Origin of the sequence: Phenylobacterium sp. VNQ135 (assembly GCF_049445735.1) — a bacterium.
In the GTDB taxonomy this organism is placed as follows: Bacteria; Pseudomonadota; Alphaproteobacteria; order Caulobacterales; family Caulobacteraceae; genus Phenylobacterium.
Window position 1 is genome coordinate 314849 of sequence record NZ_JBMSDS010000002.1, and the last position, 13818, is coordinate 328666.

At 70.2% G+C, this 13818-nt stretch carries 20 protein-coding genes; 12 read left to right on the top strand and 8 right to left on the bottom strand.

Annotated elements, in window-relative coordinates; genetic code table 11:
* Window positions 1-62 precede the first annotated feature (62 nt).
* Window positions 63-479, top strand: a complete 417-nt coding sequence (locus ACO2Q0_RS07280; RefSeq protein ID WP_423350833.1) for an HIT domain-containing protein — start codon at window positions 63-65, stop codon at window positions 477-479.
* Here ACO2Q0_RS07280 and ACO2Q0_RS07285 read toward each other — a convergent pair.
* Entirely contained in the window at window positions 454-936 is a 483-nt protein-coding gene (locus tag ACO2Q0_RS07285) for a hypothetical protein (protein ID WP_423350834.1), read from the bottom strand. The genes ACO2Q0_RS07280 and ACO2Q0_RS07285 overlap by 26 nt on opposite strands.
* A gap of 108 nt (window positions 937-1044) precedes the next feature.
* On the opposite strand from ACO2Q0_RS07285, the gene ACO2Q0_RS07290 reads away from it, so the two are divergent.
* Entirely contained in the window at window positions 1045-1431 is a 387-nt protein-coding gene (locus ACO2Q0_RS07290; protein WP_423351577.1) for a DUF2237 family protein, read from the top strand.
* Here ACO2Q0_RS07290 and thpR read toward each other — a convergent pair whose 3' ends face one another.
* Window positions 1432-1968: an RNA 2',3'-cyclic phosphodiesterase gene (thpR, locus tag ACO2Q0_RS07295; RefSeq protein ID WP_423350835.1), complete on the bottom strand. Its 537-nt coding sequence runs from the start codon at window positions 1966-1968 to the stop codon at window positions 1432-1434.
* A gap of 9 nt (window positions 1969-1977) precedes the next feature.
* Window positions 1978-2628, bottom strand: coding sequence for an arylesterase (locus tag ACO2Q0_RS07300; protein WP_423350836.1), 651 nt, complete (start codon window positions 2626-2628; stop codon window positions 1978-1980).
* A gap of 151 nt (window positions 2629-2779) precedes the next feature.
* Between ACO2Q0_RS07300 and ACO2Q0_RS07305 the strand changes: the two genes are divergently transcribed.
* Window positions 2780-3526: a Bax inhibitor-1/YccA family protein gene (locus ACO2Q0_RS07305; protein ID WP_423350837.1), complete on the top strand. Its 747-nt coding sequence runs from the start codon at window positions 2780-2782 to the stop codon at window positions 3524-3526.
* A 110-nt stretch (window positions 3527-3636) separates the two neighbouring features.
* Window positions 3637-4062 carry a hypothetical protein gene (locus ACO2Q0_RS07310; protein WP_423350838.1) on the top strand — a complete coding sequence of 142 codons (426 nt, stop codon included), beginning with the start codon at window positions 3637-3639 and terminating at the stop codon, window positions 4060-4062.
* A gap of 5 nt (window positions 4063-4067) precedes the next feature.
* Here ACO2Q0_RS07310 and ACO2Q0_RS07315 read toward each other — a convergent pair whose 3' ends face one another.
* The 3 genes from ACO2Q0_RS07315 to acnA all read right to left on the bottom strand — a co-directional run bounded on the left by ACO2Q0_RS07315 (window position 4068) and on the right by acnA (window position 8206).
* A complete protein-coding gene (locus ACO2Q0_RS07315) occupies window positions 4068-4403 on the bottom strand; it encodes a DUF2794 domain-containing protein (protein ID WP_423350839.1) in 336 nt (111 codons plus the stop codon).
* Between the two features lie 313 nt (window positions 4404-4716).
* The gene (locus ACO2Q0_RS07320; protein ID WP_423350840.1) at window positions 4717-5412 is read right to left on the bottom strand and encodes a DUF1223 domain-containing protein; all 696 of its coding nucleotides are present in this window, start codon (window positions 5410-5412) and stop codon (window positions 4717-4719) included.
* 103 nt (window positions 5413-5515) lie between these two features.
* Window positions 5516-8206 (bottom strand): aconitate hydratase AcnA, encoded by a 2691-nt coding sequence (acnA, locus tag ACO2Q0_RS07325; protein WP_423350841.1) that lies wholly within the window; start codon window positions 8204-8206, stop codon window positions 5516-5518.
* A gap of 226 nt (window positions 8207-8432) precedes the next feature.
* Here acnA and ccmA point away from each other — a divergent pair, with 226 nt between their 5' ends.
* Together ccmA and ccmB are read left to right on the top strand one after the other, a co-directional pair.
* Window positions 8433-9035 (top strand): heme ABC exporter ATP-binding protein CcmA, encoded by a 603-nt coding sequence (gene ccmA, locus ACO2Q0_RS07330; RefSeq protein WP_423351578.1) that lies wholly within the window; start codon window positions 8433-8435, stop codon window positions 9033-9035.
* On the top strand, window positions 9032-9697 hold the full coding sequence (ccmB, locus tag ACO2Q0_RS07335; protein WP_423350842.1) for a heme exporter protein CcmB: 666 nt from the start codon (window positions 9032-9034) through the stop codon (window positions 9695-9697). The genes ccmA and ccmB overlap by 4 nt, the downstream gene beginning before the upstream one ends.
* A gap of 4 nt (window positions 9698-9701) precedes the next feature.
* On the opposite strand, the gene ACO2Q0_RS07340 is transcribed toward ccmB, so the two are convergent.
* The gene (locus ACO2Q0_RS07340; protein WP_423350843.1) at window positions 9702-10142 is read right to left on the bottom strand and encodes a nuclear transport factor 2 family protein; all 441 of its coding nucleotides are present in this window, start codon (window positions 10140-10142) and stop codon (window positions 9702-9704) included.
* Window positions 10143-10294: 152 nt separating this feature from the next.
* On the opposite strand from ACO2Q0_RS07340, the gene ACO2Q0_RS07345 reads away from it, so the two are divergent.
* The 6 genes from ACO2Q0_RS07345 to ACO2Q0_RS07370 all read left to right on the top strand — a co-directional run bounded on the left by ACO2Q0_RS07345 (window position 10295) and on the right by ACO2Q0_RS07370 (window position 12954).
* Window positions 10295-10912, top strand: a complete 618-nt coding sequence (locus tag ACO2Q0_RS07345; protein ID WP_423350844.1) for a Spy/CpxP family protein refolding chaperone — start codon at window positions 10295-10297, stop codon at window positions 10910-10912.
* A 43-nt stretch (window positions 10913-10955) separates the two neighbouring features.
* Entirely contained in the window at window positions 10956-11684 is a 729-nt protein-coding gene (ccmC, locus tag ACO2Q0_RS07350) for a heme ABC transporter permease CcmC (RefSeq protein ID WP_423350845.1), read from the top strand.
* A gap of 4 nt (window positions 11685-11688) precedes the next feature.
* The gene (gene ccmD, locus ACO2Q0_RS07355; protein ID WP_423350846.1) at window positions 11689-11832 is read left to right on the top strand and encodes a heme exporter protein CcmD; all 144 of its coding nucleotides are present in this window, start codon (window positions 11689-11691) and stop codon (window positions 11830-11832) included.
* A complete protein-coding gene (locus tag ACO2Q0_RS07360; protein ID WP_423350847.1) occupies window positions 11829-12344 on the top strand; it encodes a DsbE family thiol:disulfide interchange protein in 516 nt (171 codons plus the stop codon). The genes ccmD and ACO2Q0_RS07360 overlap by 4 nt, the downstream gene beginning before the upstream one ends.
* Before the next feature lie 64 nt (window positions 12345-12408).
* Window positions 12409-12660 (top strand): hypothetical protein, encoded by a 252-nt coding sequence (locus ACO2Q0_RS07365; protein ID WP_423350848.1) that lies wholly within the window; start codon window positions 12409-12411, stop codon window positions 12658-12660.
* A 105-nt stretch (window positions 12661-12765) separates the two neighbouring features.
* Complete coding sequence (locus ACO2Q0_RS07370; protein WP_423350849.1) at window positions 12766-12954, top strand: hypothetical protein; 189 nt, start codon at window positions 12766-12768, stop codon at window positions 12952-12954.
* Here ACO2Q0_RS07370 and ACO2Q0_RS07375 read toward each other — a convergent pair.
* Window positions 12951-13802, bottom strand: a complete 852-nt coding sequence (locus ACO2Q0_RS07375) for a glycosyltransferase family 9 protein (protein WP_423350850.1) — start codon at window positions 13800-13802, stop codon at window positions 12951-12953. The two genes, ACO2Q0_RS07370 and ACO2Q0_RS07375, sit on opposite strands and share 4 nt — an antisense overlap.
* Window positions 13803-13818: the final 16 nt, after the last annotated feature.

Sequence of the window (13818 nt, forward strand, 5' to 3'; positions counted from 1 at the left end):
ATGTTTTCGGGCCGTCCCCTAGCCAATTGACGGCCCTGCCGCAATGCCGCAGCGGTGCGGGGATGTTCCGGATCGATCCCGCCTTCGAGGCCACGTCAGAACCGCTGGCCGAGCTCGAGCTCTGCCAGGCGCGCCTGCAGGACGACGCCCGCTTCCCCTGGATCGTGCTGATCCCGCGCCGTCCCGGGCTGCGTGAGCTGGAGGAGCTGTCGGCTGAAGACCGCGTTCGCCTGATGGACGAGGTGCTGGCGGCCGGCCGCGCGGTCCGCGCCATCGGCCACGAGCTCGCCCGGCCGGTGGAGAAGCTGAACGTCGGCGCGCTCGGCAACGTCACGCCGCAGCTGCACGTCCACGTCGTGGGCCGCCGGGCGGACGACGCGGCCTGGCCCGGTCCGGTCTGGGGCGTGGGCGAGGCGCGGCGCTACCGTCCCGCCGAACTCGCCACGGCCCTGGTTACGGCGCGCGACGCGCTAGGGTGACGGCCCGGCCGTCCAGCTCGCCGGCCCAGCCGCCGCCGGCCGCGGGCGTGAGCGTCGCGACCTTGCCGGCCCCGAACCTCAGGCGCAGCGCGGCGCCGTCGCGTTCGACGGCGTCCACGAAGCCGGAGCCGTCCAGCGCGCCCGGCCGGCTCAGATCGCGCCAGGCGCCTTCGACGACGCCGTTGTTCCGATCGACGAACTGGAAGTCGTACAGGCCGCTCCCCGCCGCGGCGAGCCGCCAGCCGCCGTCCAGCGGGCCCTGGAAACTCTGGGCGGAGATCAGCGAGGCCTTCAGCCGGGAGTCGTAGGCGGCGCCGCTGAGCTGCGGCGCCGGCGCGACCAGCGGGATCGCCTCGGTCGGGTCGACCTGCTCGACGGTCGTCGCAGTCTGCGCGAGCGCGGCCGAGGCGCTCAGCGCCGCCGCCAGTCCGATCAGAGCTCCCGTCCTCGTCGTCATTCCCGCACTGTCCTCTGCGACGCCAAGCTTGGCCGTGAGATCCGCCGCGGACAAGACCCGCGGCGCCCTATCAACGCGCGAGTTCCCGATTAGGATGGCGCCATGGCCATCCGTCCGCTCCGCTACGACGCCTCCGCCCGCAATGTCCTGGGCACGGAGCTCAAGCCCTGCTCGCTGGACCCTGTGACCGGCTTCTTCCGCAACGGCTGCTGCGAGACCGGGCCGCACGACACCGGCATGCACACGGTCTGCGCCGTGATGACCGCCGAGTTCCTCGCCTACTCGAAAGCCGTGGGGAACGACCTGTCGACGCCGATGCCGGAATATGGCTTCCCGGGCCTCAGGCCCGGCGACCGCTGGTGCCTGTGCGCGCCGCGCTGGAAGGAAGCGCTCGACGCCGGCGCGGCTCCGCGGATCGTGCTGGAGAGCACCCACGAGGAGACCCTCGCGATCGTGCCGCTGGGCGTCCTCAAGGACCACGCCGCCAAGGCCTGATCAGCCCAGCGGGTACTCCGCCTCCAGCCGGTAGTGCGAGCCTTCGCCGCCCAGCGTGCTGGAATAGAGGCCGAAGCGGTCCACCGTGATCGGCGGCGACTTCAGCAGGTTGTTCCCCTGGATCCAGGCGGCCACCTCGGCCGGATCGGCCTGCTTCAGGTAGGCCAGGGTGACGTGCGGCTTGTAGTTCCGCTTTTCGGGCTTCAGCCCGGCTCGGCGCGCAGCGGTCTCGCAGGCGTCGGCCAGCCGGCGCAAGATCGGGCTCTCCTCGACGCCGGCCCAGATCGCGTGGATGTCGCGGCCTTCGCCGAACGATCCCGCCCCTTCCAGTACGATCTCGAAGGGGGGCACGTCGATGCCGGCCAGCTCTGCGTCGAGGTCGCGCGCCACGTCCTGGCGCACCTCTCCGAAGAAGCGCAGCGTGATGTGCAGGCTCTCGGGCGGGCGCCAGCGGGCGAACTCCACGCCGTTCTGGCGGCGGACCAGGCCTTTGACGATCTCGGGCGGCAGGGCGAGCGCCGCGAAGAGGCGGATCATGCCCTCGTCTTAGCGCGCCGGCAGCGTCCTGGCCACGTAGGGCGCCAGGCGCCGCGCGATCACGGCGACGCCCGCGGCGTTGGGATGGATGCCGTCGCTCTGATTGAGCTGCGGGTTCAGGGCGACGCCCGCCAGCATGTCGGGCACGAAGGCCACGCCGTGCCGCCGGGCCACATTGGCGAAGGCTCCGTTGAAGCTCCGGCCCCAGGCGCCGGCCAGGATCACCGGCGCCTGCACGCCGGCCAGCACCACGGTGACGCCGCGCGCCTTCAGACGGCCGACGATGCCGTCCAGGTTCTTCTCCACGGCCTTCGGATCGGCGCCCAGCAAGAGGTCGTTGCCGCCCAGCGCCACGACGCAGACGTCCGTTCCAGCCTGGGTCACCCGGTCCACCCGGCGCAGGCCGCCCGCGGTCGTATCGCCGTTGATGCCGGCCGGGATGACCCTGACGGCGCGGCCCAGGCGCGTCAGCTCGCGCTCCAGCTGGGCCGGCAGCGCCTGGCTCTTCGGAAGCCCGTAGCCCGCGGTGATGGAGTCGCCCAAGATCGCCACCTGGGCGGGACGCTGCGCCAGGGCGGGACCGGCCAGGGCCGCCACGGAGGTCGCGCCGGCGGCGACCACGACGCTCCTGCGCGTGAATTCGTTCGACATATCCGCCATCTAGCGCGCGATTGCGGCTCCTCAAGGGCCTGCGACAGTCCGCTCGAAAATGGAACCCTTCGCCGCCGATTGCCCTTGCTTACGGGCGTAACCGTCCCGATATTTCGACCTGCGTCCGCTTGGGACGCGAACTTAAAGGGCTAAGCCTCTCATGAGCGACTTCAACCGCGGCTACGCGCGCTCGGTCCCGGCGGACCGCGCCGACATGTCGGTGGACGCGGGACTTCGCAGCTTCATGCTCGGCGTCTACAACAAGATGGCGCTGGGCCTCGTGCTCTCGGCCGCTCTGGCCTGGGTCACCAGCTCGTTCCCGCCTGTTCGCGACGCGATGTTCGTCGTGGCCAACGGCCGCGTCGGCTACAGCATCCTGGGCATGATCGTGGCCTTCGCGCCTCTGGCGGTCCTGCTGTTCTCCGGCTTCGCCATCCGCAATCAGAGCCCGCGCACGGCGAGCATCACCTATTGGACCGTGGTCAGCCTGATCGGCGCCTCGTTGGGCGTGCTGGCGCTGCGCTATACCGGCGCTTCGATCGCCTCGACGTTCCTGATCACGGCGACCGCCTTCGGCGCCCTCAGCCTGTTCGGCTACACGACCAAGAAGGACCTGACCGGCTTCGGCAGCTTCCTGATCATGGGCGTGTGGGGCCTGCTGATCGCCGGCGTCGTCAACATCTTCCTCCAGAACTCGATGATGCAGTTCATCATCAGCGTCCTGGGCGTGCTGATCTTCGCGGGCCTCACGGCCTACGACACCCAGCGCCTGAAGATGACCTACTACGAAGTGGGCGGTAACCAGGCTGCGATGGGCGTGGCGACCAGCTACGGCGCGCTCAGCCTCTACCTGGACTTCATCAACATGTTCCAGTTCCTGCTCGCGCTCTTCGGCGACCGCCGCTAGGGGCCGACCACGCGCTGAACACGAAGCCCCGGCGGGCGACCGCCGGGGTTTTTGTTTGCCGCCGCGCAAGCGCCTCATGATATCGCTGTTCTGCAAAGGGGTTGGAGCGCATGGCCGGGGACGAACCGCTCGTCGACGATCTCGTCGGCCCGATGCTCCGCTTCCTGGAGATCCACCTGCGAATCCTGAAGGGAGACCTGCACAAGCACGTCATCCTGCTGGCCATCGCCGAACGCAGCGTCGCCCATCCGGCCCACCGGGCGCAAAGCGAGGCCGAACGCACGTCCGACGAGACGCCGCCTTTCCCGACCCGCGGGGTGAACGTCCGATCGATCGCCGAGACGTCGGGCATTCCCCGCGAGACCGTCCGGCGCAAGGTGGTCCAGCTGGTGGAGGCCGGCTGGGTTGTGGCCGGTGAGGAGACGCTGCAACTGACGCCGAAGGCGTATCGCGACCTGGAGCCGGCGCGGCTGGCGCTGGAGAGCCTGGCCCGGCGCTTCCATGCGGTCATCCAGGAGCGCGGCGAGGACGCCTGACGGCCTCAGTCGACGACCTTGAACCGCCCCTTGTCGAAGAACCGCAGCACCTGCTCCAGCTCATGACCGCGGCGCAGGACGTGCCCGCCCTCGCCGACCACGGCCCAGGCGCCCTGCCGCTTGGCGAGGGCCGGCCGCTTTTCGATGCGGTAGAGCGGTTGCTCGGCGGTGCGCCGGAAGACCGAGAACACCGCCACGTCGCGCAGGCTGTCCATGCCGTAGTCGCGCCACTCGCCCTCGGCGACCATGCGCCCATAGAGGCGAAGCAGGCGCTCCAGCTCGCGCCGCTCGAAGAAGACGCCGGCCTGGCGGGGGGCCGAATAGCTCTGATCGAAGGCCATCGAGGTGTCAGCCTGACGCAATTCTTTTGGATCGGCCACCCGAAATAGGCGCGCCGGCCAGTCCGGCAAGCGCCGCCCTGGGGATCGGAGCTCCGCCGCGAAATGACCTTATTTCGGTCCCGCGAAGGTCGGATGGCCCCTCGATATTCACATCGTCGGTTGGTCGGAACCCCGGTCCCGGATCCTGAACAGCCCCCCCAGCCCCCCTGGATCGTGGCCTGGCCAACCGACGCTCTCATCCAAGCGCAAAGCCCGCGTAGTCCCTCTCCAGCTGCGCGGGCTTTCGTTTGTCCGGGTTTCTGTTCGGGTTCGGCTAGTCGCCGCGCTGCGCGACGCCCAAGACCCGACCGCCCTTGGCGGCCTGCACCACCACCACCGTCTTGAGCCCCTCGTCGCCGGCTTCGGCCAGACGGTAGGCCTGCGGCCGCCCGCGCCAGGCCCCCAGGCGCCGCAGCTCGCGGACCACGTTCTTCTGCACCACGGTCTCGCCGCGATTGTCGCCGGCCTTAACGGGGGTTTCGACCTCCCGCGGATCGTAGCGGATCAGCCAGACGTCTGCGCCCCCCGCCGGGACGCGTCCCGAGCCCACGTCCACGCGGCGCGGCCCGATGAACTTCATGTCGGGCGCGTTGCGGGGGCCGCTGACGGCCGTGCGAACCAGCCGGTCCACCTCCGCAGTCTTGAGGCCCGGGGCCTCGTGCCGGCCGTCGACGACGACCTGCGGCGTGTAGGGCTCGCGCAGCTTCAGCCGCGTGACATAGGCCTTCTGCCGCTCGGTGAACTCCGGCTTGGCGAAGGTGTCGGTCCAGCCGAGATAGTCCCAGTAGTCCACCGGGAAGGTGAGGGCGAGCACGCCCGGCCGTTCGGCCAGCTTGCCGACATGCGCATTGGCGTCCACGCACGAGGCGCAGCCCTGGGCGGTATAAAGCTCGACCAGGACCGGGGTCTTGGCCATCGCGGAGCCCGCGGCCGCGATCAGGATCAGGCTGAGAAGCGCCGCTTTCCGCATCGGTTGGTGTTTAGCCGCAGTTCCTGCGCCTGAGGTGGTCAAGATGGCGTGAGGATCGGCAGGCGTCTCGACGCACGTCAAGCCGCCTGCCGAAACGTCACGCTTACGCCGCCGGCTTGGCCAGGCTGCGCAGCACGTAGTTCAGCACGCCGCCCTGCTTGAAGTACTCGAGCTCGGTCGGCGTATCGATCCGGCAGCGCACCGGGAAGCGCGCGATGCGGCCGTCCGAGGGACGGTACATCTCGACGATCAGCTGCTTGCGCGGCGCCAGCTCCGTCAGGCCGCGGATCGTGACGATCTCCTCGCCCGTCAGGTTCAGCTTGTGCCAGCCTTCCTGCAGGAACTGCAGCGGCAGCACGCCCATGCCGACCAGGTTCGAGCGGTGGATGCGCTCGAAGCTCTCGGCCACCACGGCGCGGACGCCCAGAAGCTTGGTGCCCTTCGCCGCCCAGTCGCGCGACGAGCCGGTGCCGTATTCCTTGCCCGCGAACACCACCAGCGGCCGGCCCTCGGCCTGGTACCGCATGGCCGCGTCGTAGATCGACATGACCTCGCCGGATGGGAAGTGCTTGGTCACGCCGCCCTCGATGTCCGGCGTGATGCGGTTGCGGATGCGGATGTTGGCGAAGGTGCCCCGCATCATCACCTCGTGGTTGCCGCGGCGCGCGCCGTAGGAGTTGAACTCCGACTGCGGCACCTGGCGCTCACGCAGATAGACTCCGGCGGGCGAGCTCGCCTTGATCGAACCGGCCGGCGAGATGTGGTCGGTGGTGATCGAGTCGCCGAACACGCCCAGCACGCGCGCCTCGACGATGTCCGTCACCGGCGCCGGCTCCATGCTCATGTCCTGGAAGTAGGGCGGGTTCTGCACGTAGGTGCTGCCCATGTCCCAGGTATAGGTCTGGCCGCCGGCGACCTTGATGCCCTGCCAGTTCTTGTCGCCCTTGAAGACGTCGGCGTAGCGGCTGGCGAACATCTTGTTCGTCACGTGCTTGCGCTGCAGGGCGGCGATCTCGGCCGTCGTCGGCCAGATGTCCTTCAGATAGACCGGCTTGCCGTCCTTGCCTTCGCCCAGCGGTTCGTTGGCCAAGTCGATCAGCATCGAGCCGGCCAGCGCATAGGCGACCACCAGCGGCGGCGAGGCCAGGTAGTTGGCCCGCACGTCGGGGTTCACCCGGCCTTCGAAGTTCCGGTTGCCCGAAAGCACCGAGACGGCCACGAGGTCGTTCTTCTGGACGGCTTCCGAGATCGGCTCGGGCAGCGGGCCCGAGTTGCCGATGCAGGTGGTGCAGCCGTAGCCCACCAGGTTGAAGCCCAGGGCGTCCAGCGACTTGTCCAGCTTCGCGGCCTTCAGATAGTCGGTGACCACCTGCGAGCCGGGGGCCAGCGAGGTCTTCACCCACGGCTTCACCTGCAGGCCCTTCTCGACGGCCTTCTTGGCCACGAGGCCCGCGGCGATCAGCACGCTGGGGTTCGAGGTGTTGGTGCACGAGGTGATCGCGGCGATCACCACGTCGCCGTTGCCCACGTCGAAGTTTTCGCCCTCCACCTTGAAGCGCTCGCCGTAGCCGTCGGCCTTGCCGAAGTCGTTGGCGAGGGCCGTGCGGAACTCGGCGGCGGCGTCGGTCAGCAGCACGCGGTCCTGCGGACGCTTCGGACCGGCCAGCGAGGCCGTCACGGTGCCCAGGTCCAGCTCCAGCGTGTCGGTGAACACCGGATCCGGATCGGCCGGATCGCGCCAGATGCCCTGCTCCTTGGCGTAGGCCTCGACCAGCGCGACGCGCGCCGGGTCGCGGCCCGTGGCGGTCAGGTAGTCGAGGGTCGCCTGGGTGACCGGGAAGAAGCCGCAGGTGGCGCCGTACTCCGGGGCCATGTTGGCGATGGTCGCCTGGTCTTCCAGCGTCAGGTGCTGCAGGCCCGGGCCGTAGAACTCGACGAACTTGCCGACCACGCCCTTCTTGCGAAGCATCTGGGTGACGGTCAGCACCAGGTCGGTGGCCGTGGTGCCGTCGGGCAGCACGCCGTCCAGGCGGAAGCCGATGACTTCCGGGATCAGCATCGGGATCGGCTGGCCCAGCATGGCGGCCTCGGCCTCGATGCCGCCCACGCCCCAGCCCAGCACGGCCAGGCCGTTGACCATGGTGGTGTGGCTGTCGGTGCCGACGACCGTGTCCGGATAGGCGACGTCCTGGCCCTCGTCCGCATTCGTCCAGACGGTCTGGGCCAGGTACTCCAGGTTCACCTGGTGGCAGATGCCGGTGCCGGGCGGCACCACGCGGAAGTTGTTGAAGGCCGAGGAGCCCCAGCGCAGGAAGCGGTAGCGCTCCATGTTGCGCTCGTACTCGCGCTCGACGTTGGCGGCGAAGGACTTGGACGTGCCGAAGTAGTCCACCATCACCGAGTGGTCGATCACCAGGTCGACCGGGTTCAGCGGGTTGATCTTCTCGGGGTCGCCGCCGAGCGCGGTCATGGCGTCGCGCATGGCGGCCAGGTCGACCACCGCCGGCACGCCGGTGAAGTCCTGCATCAGCACCCGCGCCGGGCGGAAGCTGATCTCGTGCTCGACCGCGCCCTTGTTCTCGAGCCAGGCGGCGATGGCCTTCAGGTCGTCCACGCCGACCGACTGACCGTCTTCGTTGCGCAGCAGGTTCTCCAGCAGGACCTTCATGGAGATCGGCAGGCGCGAGACGCCCGAAAGTCCGGCTTCCTCCGCGGCGCGAAGGCTGTAGTAAGCGTAGGTCTTGTCGCCCACCGTGAGTTCGCGGCGGGTTTTCAGGCTGTCGACAGACGCCATGAGGGGAGATCCTTTCTCTGTTCCCGGCCGCCCATCGACCACCCCAGGGATCGCGCGCTCTGGAGGGACGGACACACAGCGTTCGTCCCCGCGCGGCGTTGCCCCCCTGGGGCTGCGGCAGCCGGCGGCTTCATAGCCCCGACCGTCGCCTCCGTCCATGCGCCGCTATTTCTGCGAATCGTTCGCAAAATCCGCGCTCTATCCGCGTCGGGGCGCGACGGTCCGCATGATCGGCGAACTGCGCATTTCCGAGGCTTCGGTCCGGCGGGGCGGGCGCGTGCTGTTCGAGGACGTATCGCTCGTTCTGGAACCGGGGGAGGCATGTGCGCTCACGGGGCCGAACGGCTCTGGGAAAACCAGCCTGCTGCGGGCCGTCGCCGGACTCGTACGCCTGGAAGCCGGCCAGGTGGGTTTCGGCGCGAGCGAACCGGCCGAGGCGCGGGCCAGCGCCCTGCATTTCGTCGGCCACCAGGATGGCCTGAAACCCGCCCGGACCGTCCGCGAGGAGCTCGCCTTCTGGGGCGTCTGGTCCGGCGGGACCGAAGCCGCCGCCCGCGAGGCGGCCGAGGCCTTCGACCTGACGCGGCTCCTCGACCTCGAGGTCCGCCGGCTCTCCGCCGGCCAGAGGCGGCGCCTGGCGCTCTCGCGCCTGACCGCCGCGCCCCGGACGCTCTGGCTGCTGGACGAACCGCTCAGTCCGCTGGACGCGGTGTGGCGCGGACGGCTGGGCGAGGTGATGGCGAGCCACCTCGCAGGCGGCGGCATGATCCTCGCCGCCGTGCACGATCCCCTGCCCGTGGCGACCAAGAGCCTGGAGCTCGTCGCATGAGCCGGCTCTGGCCCCTGCTCGTCCGTGAGACGACGCTCGCCTGGGGACGCGGCGGCGGCCCGCTGGTCGCGGTCGGCTTCTACGCCGGCGTCGCCACCCTCACGCCGCTCGCCATAGGGCCCGAACCCGAGCGGCTCGCGGCCATCGCGCCCGGCGCGGCCTGGGTGGCCCTGGCGCTCGCCGCGCTGCTCTCGCTCGACCGCCTGTTCGAGCGCGACTACGAGGACGGCGCCCTCGATCTCCTGACGCTCTCGCCGGTCCCGCTGGAACTGGTCTGCGCCGTCAAGTGCCTGGGCCAGTGGCTGGCCACCGGCGCGCCGCTGGCGCTTGCGGCTCCCGTCGCGGCCATCGCGCTGGGCGCCTCGCCGGCGCTCGCGCCGCTGATCCTCGCCTGCGCGCTGCTGGGCGGCCTCGCCTTCGCCTTCATGGGCGGCATCGGGGCGGCGCTCAGCTTGGGGGCCCGCCGAGGCGGACTGCTCACCGCCGTGATCGTCCTGCCCCTCTTCGTGCCGCCGGTGATCTTCGGCGGCGGCGCCCTGGACGCCTTCGCGGGCGGTCTTCCGTGGAAGCCGGGCCTCGCCCTGCTCGGCGCCTACGCCGCCGCCGCCGTGGCGCTTGGGCCGATCGCCATGGCCGGCGCCTGCCGCAACGCGCTGTCGTAGAAGTCTAGCGCGCCGGTCGCGGCTTCGGCTGCCACATCGCGTTGACGATCACCCATTGTTCGCCGAAGCGGCCCAGGTGGAAGTAGTCGGTGAACCAGGGCGTATCCACCCGGGCCACGGCCACGTCTCCGGTGATGTCCAGCACCTTCACCGAACGGCTCCACTGCTCCTTCGGCGTCTTCAGCACGCCCTGAGCGGTCAGCTCCACCAGCTCGTCCTTCGACATGCGCCGGAGCCCGAACACCTCGTCGGGGTTCTTTTCGACCGCGCGCTTCGCGAGATCCGGATGCAGCGCGCGCGCCACCCGACGCGGATCGCCTTCGAGCTGGCCGTCGACGTAGTCGTAAGCCACCGCCTCGACGGCCCGTACGTCCGCAGGGTTCAGCGCCTCGACGGGGGCGGCGGCGGCGGCCACCGATGCGGCGGCGAGGAAGGCGGCGATCATTCAGGTCTCCCGTGGATTCAGGCTTGGCCGTATGCCGCCATCCCGCGGAAATCGCACATGAAGAAAGCTTCATGCCGGCCGCCGTTTTTTCGCCGCATCCTCAAGGCGCAGCTTGTGACGTTGAACACCTGCTCTTTCGGGGAAGCTAACGGATGAAGAAGACCCTCGCCTGGCTCCTGGCCGGAGCCGCCGTGGCCGCCACGGCCGGCGCCGCGATCGCCCAGGACGCCACCGCCGACCGCGCACGCCAGGAGGCCCATGAGGACTCCCGCATGCAGCGCCACGTCCACGTCTATCGCAGCGACGATGACGACCGCCGCGAGCGCGGTCCGCGCAAGAACGTCATGATCTACCGCTCGGGCGAAGGCCGCGAGCAGCACCTGAAGGACGTGCTCCAGCTGCGCCCCAATCAGGAGCCAGCCCTGAAGGCCTTCCTCGAGGCCACCAGGCCCGAGCACGGCGAGCATCACGTCGTGAAGTTCGAGAAGGGCGCCGCGCAGAAGCCCACCAGCGAACGCCTCGCCGAGATGGAGGCCAAGGCCGACGAGCATCACGCGGCCATGAAGAAGCGCATCGCCGCGACGCGGACCTTCTACGCCCAGCTCGACGAGAAGCAGAAGAAGGCGTTCGACGCCATGCCGATGCTGATGATGGCGGGGCCGGGCTTCGGGCCGACCATGATCCCGATCGGGCATCACATGCCCATGCCGCCGATGCCGCCCGCACCCCCGCCGCCGCCCGCCCCGCCGGCGCCGCCCGGCGACATCTGAGCCGCTTGCGAGGCGGGCCGCCGGGCCTTAAGCGGGGTTCCCGATGATCCCGGCGCCCGCCTTCCTCGCCAATCCCGAACGCTTCATGGCGTTTTCGCGCTGGGCGGCCCCGCTGTTCGGCGCGATCGCCGCGGCGTTGGCCGTCGCCGGGCTCTACCTCGGCTTCACCGCCCCCGGCGACTACCAGCAGGGCCTGACCGTCCGGATCATGTTCATCCATGTGCCGGCGGCCCAGATCTCCATGTTCGCCTACGCCGCGCTGACGGTGGCGAGCTTCCTGGCCCTGGTCTTCCGTCACACGCTGGCCGACGCCGCCGCCCAGGCCTGCGCCCCGCTGGGGGCCGCCTTCGCCTTCCTGACCCTGATCACGGGCTCGCTGTGGGGCCGGCCGATGTGGGGCGCCTGGTGGGTGTGGGACGCGCGGCTGACCTCGGTGCTGATCCTCTTCCTGCTCTACGTCGCCTACATCGCGCTCCGCGCCTCGCTGGACGACGAGGCCAAGGCCGCCCGCGCGGCCGCGATCCTCGCGCTGGTCGGCTCGATCAACCTTCCGATCATCCACTACAGCGTCGAGTGGTGGAACTCGCTGCACCAGGGCTCCTCGATCTTCGCCAAGGGCGGCCCGGCGATGCCGCCGGTGTTCCTCGTTCCGCTGCTGTTGATGAGCCTGGCCTATCTGTCGGCGTTCGGCTCCTTGTGGCTGGTCCGCATCCGCGGCGAAGTCTGGCGCCGGCGCGCCGAGGCCGCCGCCCTGCGTGCGGCGCGAGGCTGAACCGATGTCCGAGACCCTGCCCGACTACGGCGCCTACATCTGGCCGGCCTTCCTGATCACCGGCGCGACCTTCGCCCTGCTGATCTGGACCTCGCTGGCGCACGCCCGGCGGTGGAAGCGGCGCTATCAGGAGCGTTCCGGCAAATGAACCGCTGGCTCGCCTTCGCGCCGCTCGGCATCCTCGTCGCGCTCGGCCTGCTGTTCGGCCTCTACGCCCTGAACCGCAACCCGCAGGTTCAGCCCCAGGCGCTGGTCGGCAAGCCCGTGCCGGCCCTTCAGCTGCCGACGCTCGAGGGCGGACAGCCCGCCACCCTGCGCGAGATGGCCTCGGAAGGTCCCCTGCTGGTCAACTTCTTCGCGTCCTGGTGCGCGCCGTGCGAGATCGAGCACCCGGTGCTCATGGGCCTCAAGGGCCAGCCGGTCCGGGTGGTCGGCGTCGCCTACAAGGACGCGCCGCAGAACACCCAGGCCTTCCTCGCCCGGCTTGGCGATCCCTATGCCGAGATCCTCGTCGACCGCGACGGACGCGCAGGCGTGGAGTTCGGCGTGACCGGCGTGCCCGAAACCTACGTCGTGGGCCAGGACGGCATGATCCTGGCCAAGCACACCGGCCCCCTCACCGCGGCCGAGGCCCAGCGTCTCGCCGGCCTGGCGCGTTAACCACTTCTCAAGGCGACGGGCGGCACTCCAGAAGGCGTTCCGTTAACCATGCCGGCGGCCGCCCGTGACCCCCATCCGCCCGAATCTTCCGCCCCAGGTCGGCCAGCCGCAGCAGCGCGCGATCGATCCCGCGCGTCTGGCGGCGCAGAAGGCCTTCTTCGCGGCGGCCCTTGGGCAGGCGGGCGCCGTCCCGCCGCCCCAGGCTCCGGCGGCGGCTGCGCCCCGCGAGGCTCCCCGCGCCGCCGCCGCAGGCCCGCAAGAGGCTCAGCCGCAGCGGATCCTGCGGCCCGGCTCCATCCTAGACATCCGGGTCTGAGAACGGGCCGGCTCGGCTAAGCCGCCGAGAATTAACCATAATTTACGTGGGAACAGGCGTGATGCCTGGCGTGTTCTGTCGTTTGTTGAAACGGTTCACGTGGTCATGGGACGGGACGAACGCATAGATGAGGAAGCCGCGGCCCTGTGGCGCGAGCTCTTCGGCGAACCGCCGCCCGTCACGGCGGACGGCCCCATGATGCTGGACGTCATCATGAAGAGCCTGCCCGACATGGGCTACGACCGGCTGCGCTCGCCGCACCTGCGCTCCGGCGACATCACGATGCCGCGCTAGCCGCGCAGCTCGGCCAGGACTTGCGACACCACCGGCTCCCAGTCCCCCGGCGTCTTCTGCCGGAACAGCCGCGCTGACGGGTACCAGGGGCTGTCCGTCCGCGCCTCGTCCAGCCAGCGCCAGTCCGCGGGGCGGTGAAGCAGGATCCAGACCGGCTTGCCCATGGCGCCGGCCAGATGCGCCACCGCGGTGTCGACGCTCACAACGAGCCTGAGGCCCGAGATGATGTCCGCCGTCTCCCCGAGGTCCCGCGCGCCGGTGTCCTCGGGGTGCAGGCTGACCGCCCCAAGCTCGGCCAGGCGCCGCGCCTGGGCCTCCGGCAGCGTCTTGGCATGGGCCACGCCGCCGGTGACGCTCGTGCGCCACACGAGGCCGAAGCCCTGACCGGCCGGGCGCGGGTGCGGCGCACGCACGTACGGGTCGGACGGCAGGGTCTCCAGCGTGATCCCCAGCCGCGCCGGCAGGCTGAAGTACCGTGTCCACAACTGGTGGCGGGGGATGGGAGCCGACCCGTTCACCGGAATGGCCACGACCGCATCCACGCCGGGTATTGTCTCCAGCACCGGCGCCACCGGGGGCCGGCAGACCAGGGTCACCCGACCGGCGCCCCGCGCCTTCAGCAGGGTCGCGAAGCGGCCGAACATGATCTGGTCGCCCAGGCCCTGTTCGATCCACACGAGGATGGAGCGGCCCTCCAGCGGCTCCCCCATCCATTCGGGATAGGTGGCGGGTCCCGGCGGCACGAGGTCGGGCGCGAGGCGGACGCGCGTGTCCAGCAGCGGCCAGCCCTCCGCCCAGCGGCCCTCCCGCAACAGCGCCTGACCTTGCTGGAATCGCTCGCCGTCCATGGCGCCGATCCTAGCG

Excerpts from the sequence above, each read along its gene's own strand:
- ACO2Q0_RS07280 (WP_423350833.1), top strand. The coding sequence starts at position 63 with ATGTTCCGGATCGATCCCGCCTTCGAGGCCACGTCAGAACCGCTGGCC.
- ACO2Q0_RS07370 (WP_423350849.1), top strand. The coding sequence starts at position 12,766 with ATGGGACGGGACGAACGCATAGATGAGGAAGCCGCGGCCCTGTGGCGC.
- ACO2Q0_RS07310 (WP_423350838.1), top strand. The coding sequence starts at position 3,637 with ATGGCCGGGGACGAACCGCTCGTCGACGATCTCGTCGGCCCGATGCTC.
- ACO2Q0_RS07305 (WP_423350837.1), top strand. The coding sequence starts at position 2,780 with ATGAGCGACTTCAACCGCGGCTACGCGCGCTCGGTCCCGGCGGACCGC.
- ccmB (WP_423350842.1), top strand. The coding sequence starts at position 9,032 with ATGAGCCGGCTCTGGCCCCTGCTCGTCCGTGAGACGACGCTCGCCTGG.
- ACO2Q0_RS07375 (WP_423350850.1), bottom strand. The coding sequence starts at position 13,802 with ATGGACGGCGAGCGATTCCAGCAAGGTCAGGCGCTGTTGCGGGAGGGC.
- ccmA (WP_423351578.1), top strand. The coding sequence starts at position 8,433 with ATGATCGGCGAACTGCGCATTTCCGAGGCTTCGGTCCGGCGGGGCGGG.
- acnA (WP_423350841.1), bottom strand. The coding sequence starts at position 8,206 with ATGGCGTCTGTCGACAGCCTGAAAACCCGCCGCGAACTCACGGTGGGC.
- ACO2Q0_RS07345 (WP_423350844.1), top strand. The coding sequence starts at position 10,295 with ATGAAGAAGACCCTCGCCTGGCTCCTGGCCGGAGCCGCCGTGGCCGCC.
- ACO2Q0_RS07360 (WP_423350847.1), top strand. The coding sequence starts at position 11,829 with ATGAACCGCTGGCTCGCCTTCGCGCCGCTCGGCATCCTCGTCGCGCTC.
- ACO2Q0_RS07320 (WP_423350840.1), bottom strand. The coding sequence starts at position 5,412 with ATGCGGAAAGCGGCGCTTCTCAGCCTGATCCTGATCGCGGCCGCGGGC.
- ACO2Q0_RS07285 (WP_423350834.1), bottom strand. The coding sequence starts at position 936 with ATGACGACGAGGACGGGAGCTCTGATCGGACTGGCGGCGGCGCTGAGC.
- ccmC (WP_423350845.1), top strand. The coding sequence starts at position 10,956 with ATGATCCCGGCGCCCGCCTTCCTCGCCAATCCCGAACGCTTCATGGCG.
- ccmD (WP_423350846.1), top strand. The coding sequence starts at position 11,689 with ATGTCCGAGACCCTGCCCGACTACGGCGCCTACATCTGGCCGGCCTTC.
- ACO2Q0_RS07315 (WP_423350839.1), bottom strand. The coding sequence starts at position 4,403 with ATGGCCTTCGATCAGAGCTATTCGGCCCCCCGCCAGGCCGGCGTCTTC.
- ACO2Q0_RS07340 (WP_423350843.1), bottom strand. The coding sequence starts at position 10,142 with ATGATCGCCGCCTTCCTCGCCGCCGCATCGGTGGCCGCCGCCGCCGCC.
- ACO2Q0_RS07300 (WP_423350836.1), bottom strand. The coding sequence starts at position 2,628 with ATGGCGGATATGTCGAACGAATTCACGCGCAGGAGCGTCGTGGTCGCC.
- thpR (WP_423350835.1), bottom strand. The coding sequence starts at position 1,968 with ATGATCCGCCTCTTCGCGGCGCTCGCCCTGCCGCCCGAGATCGTCAAA.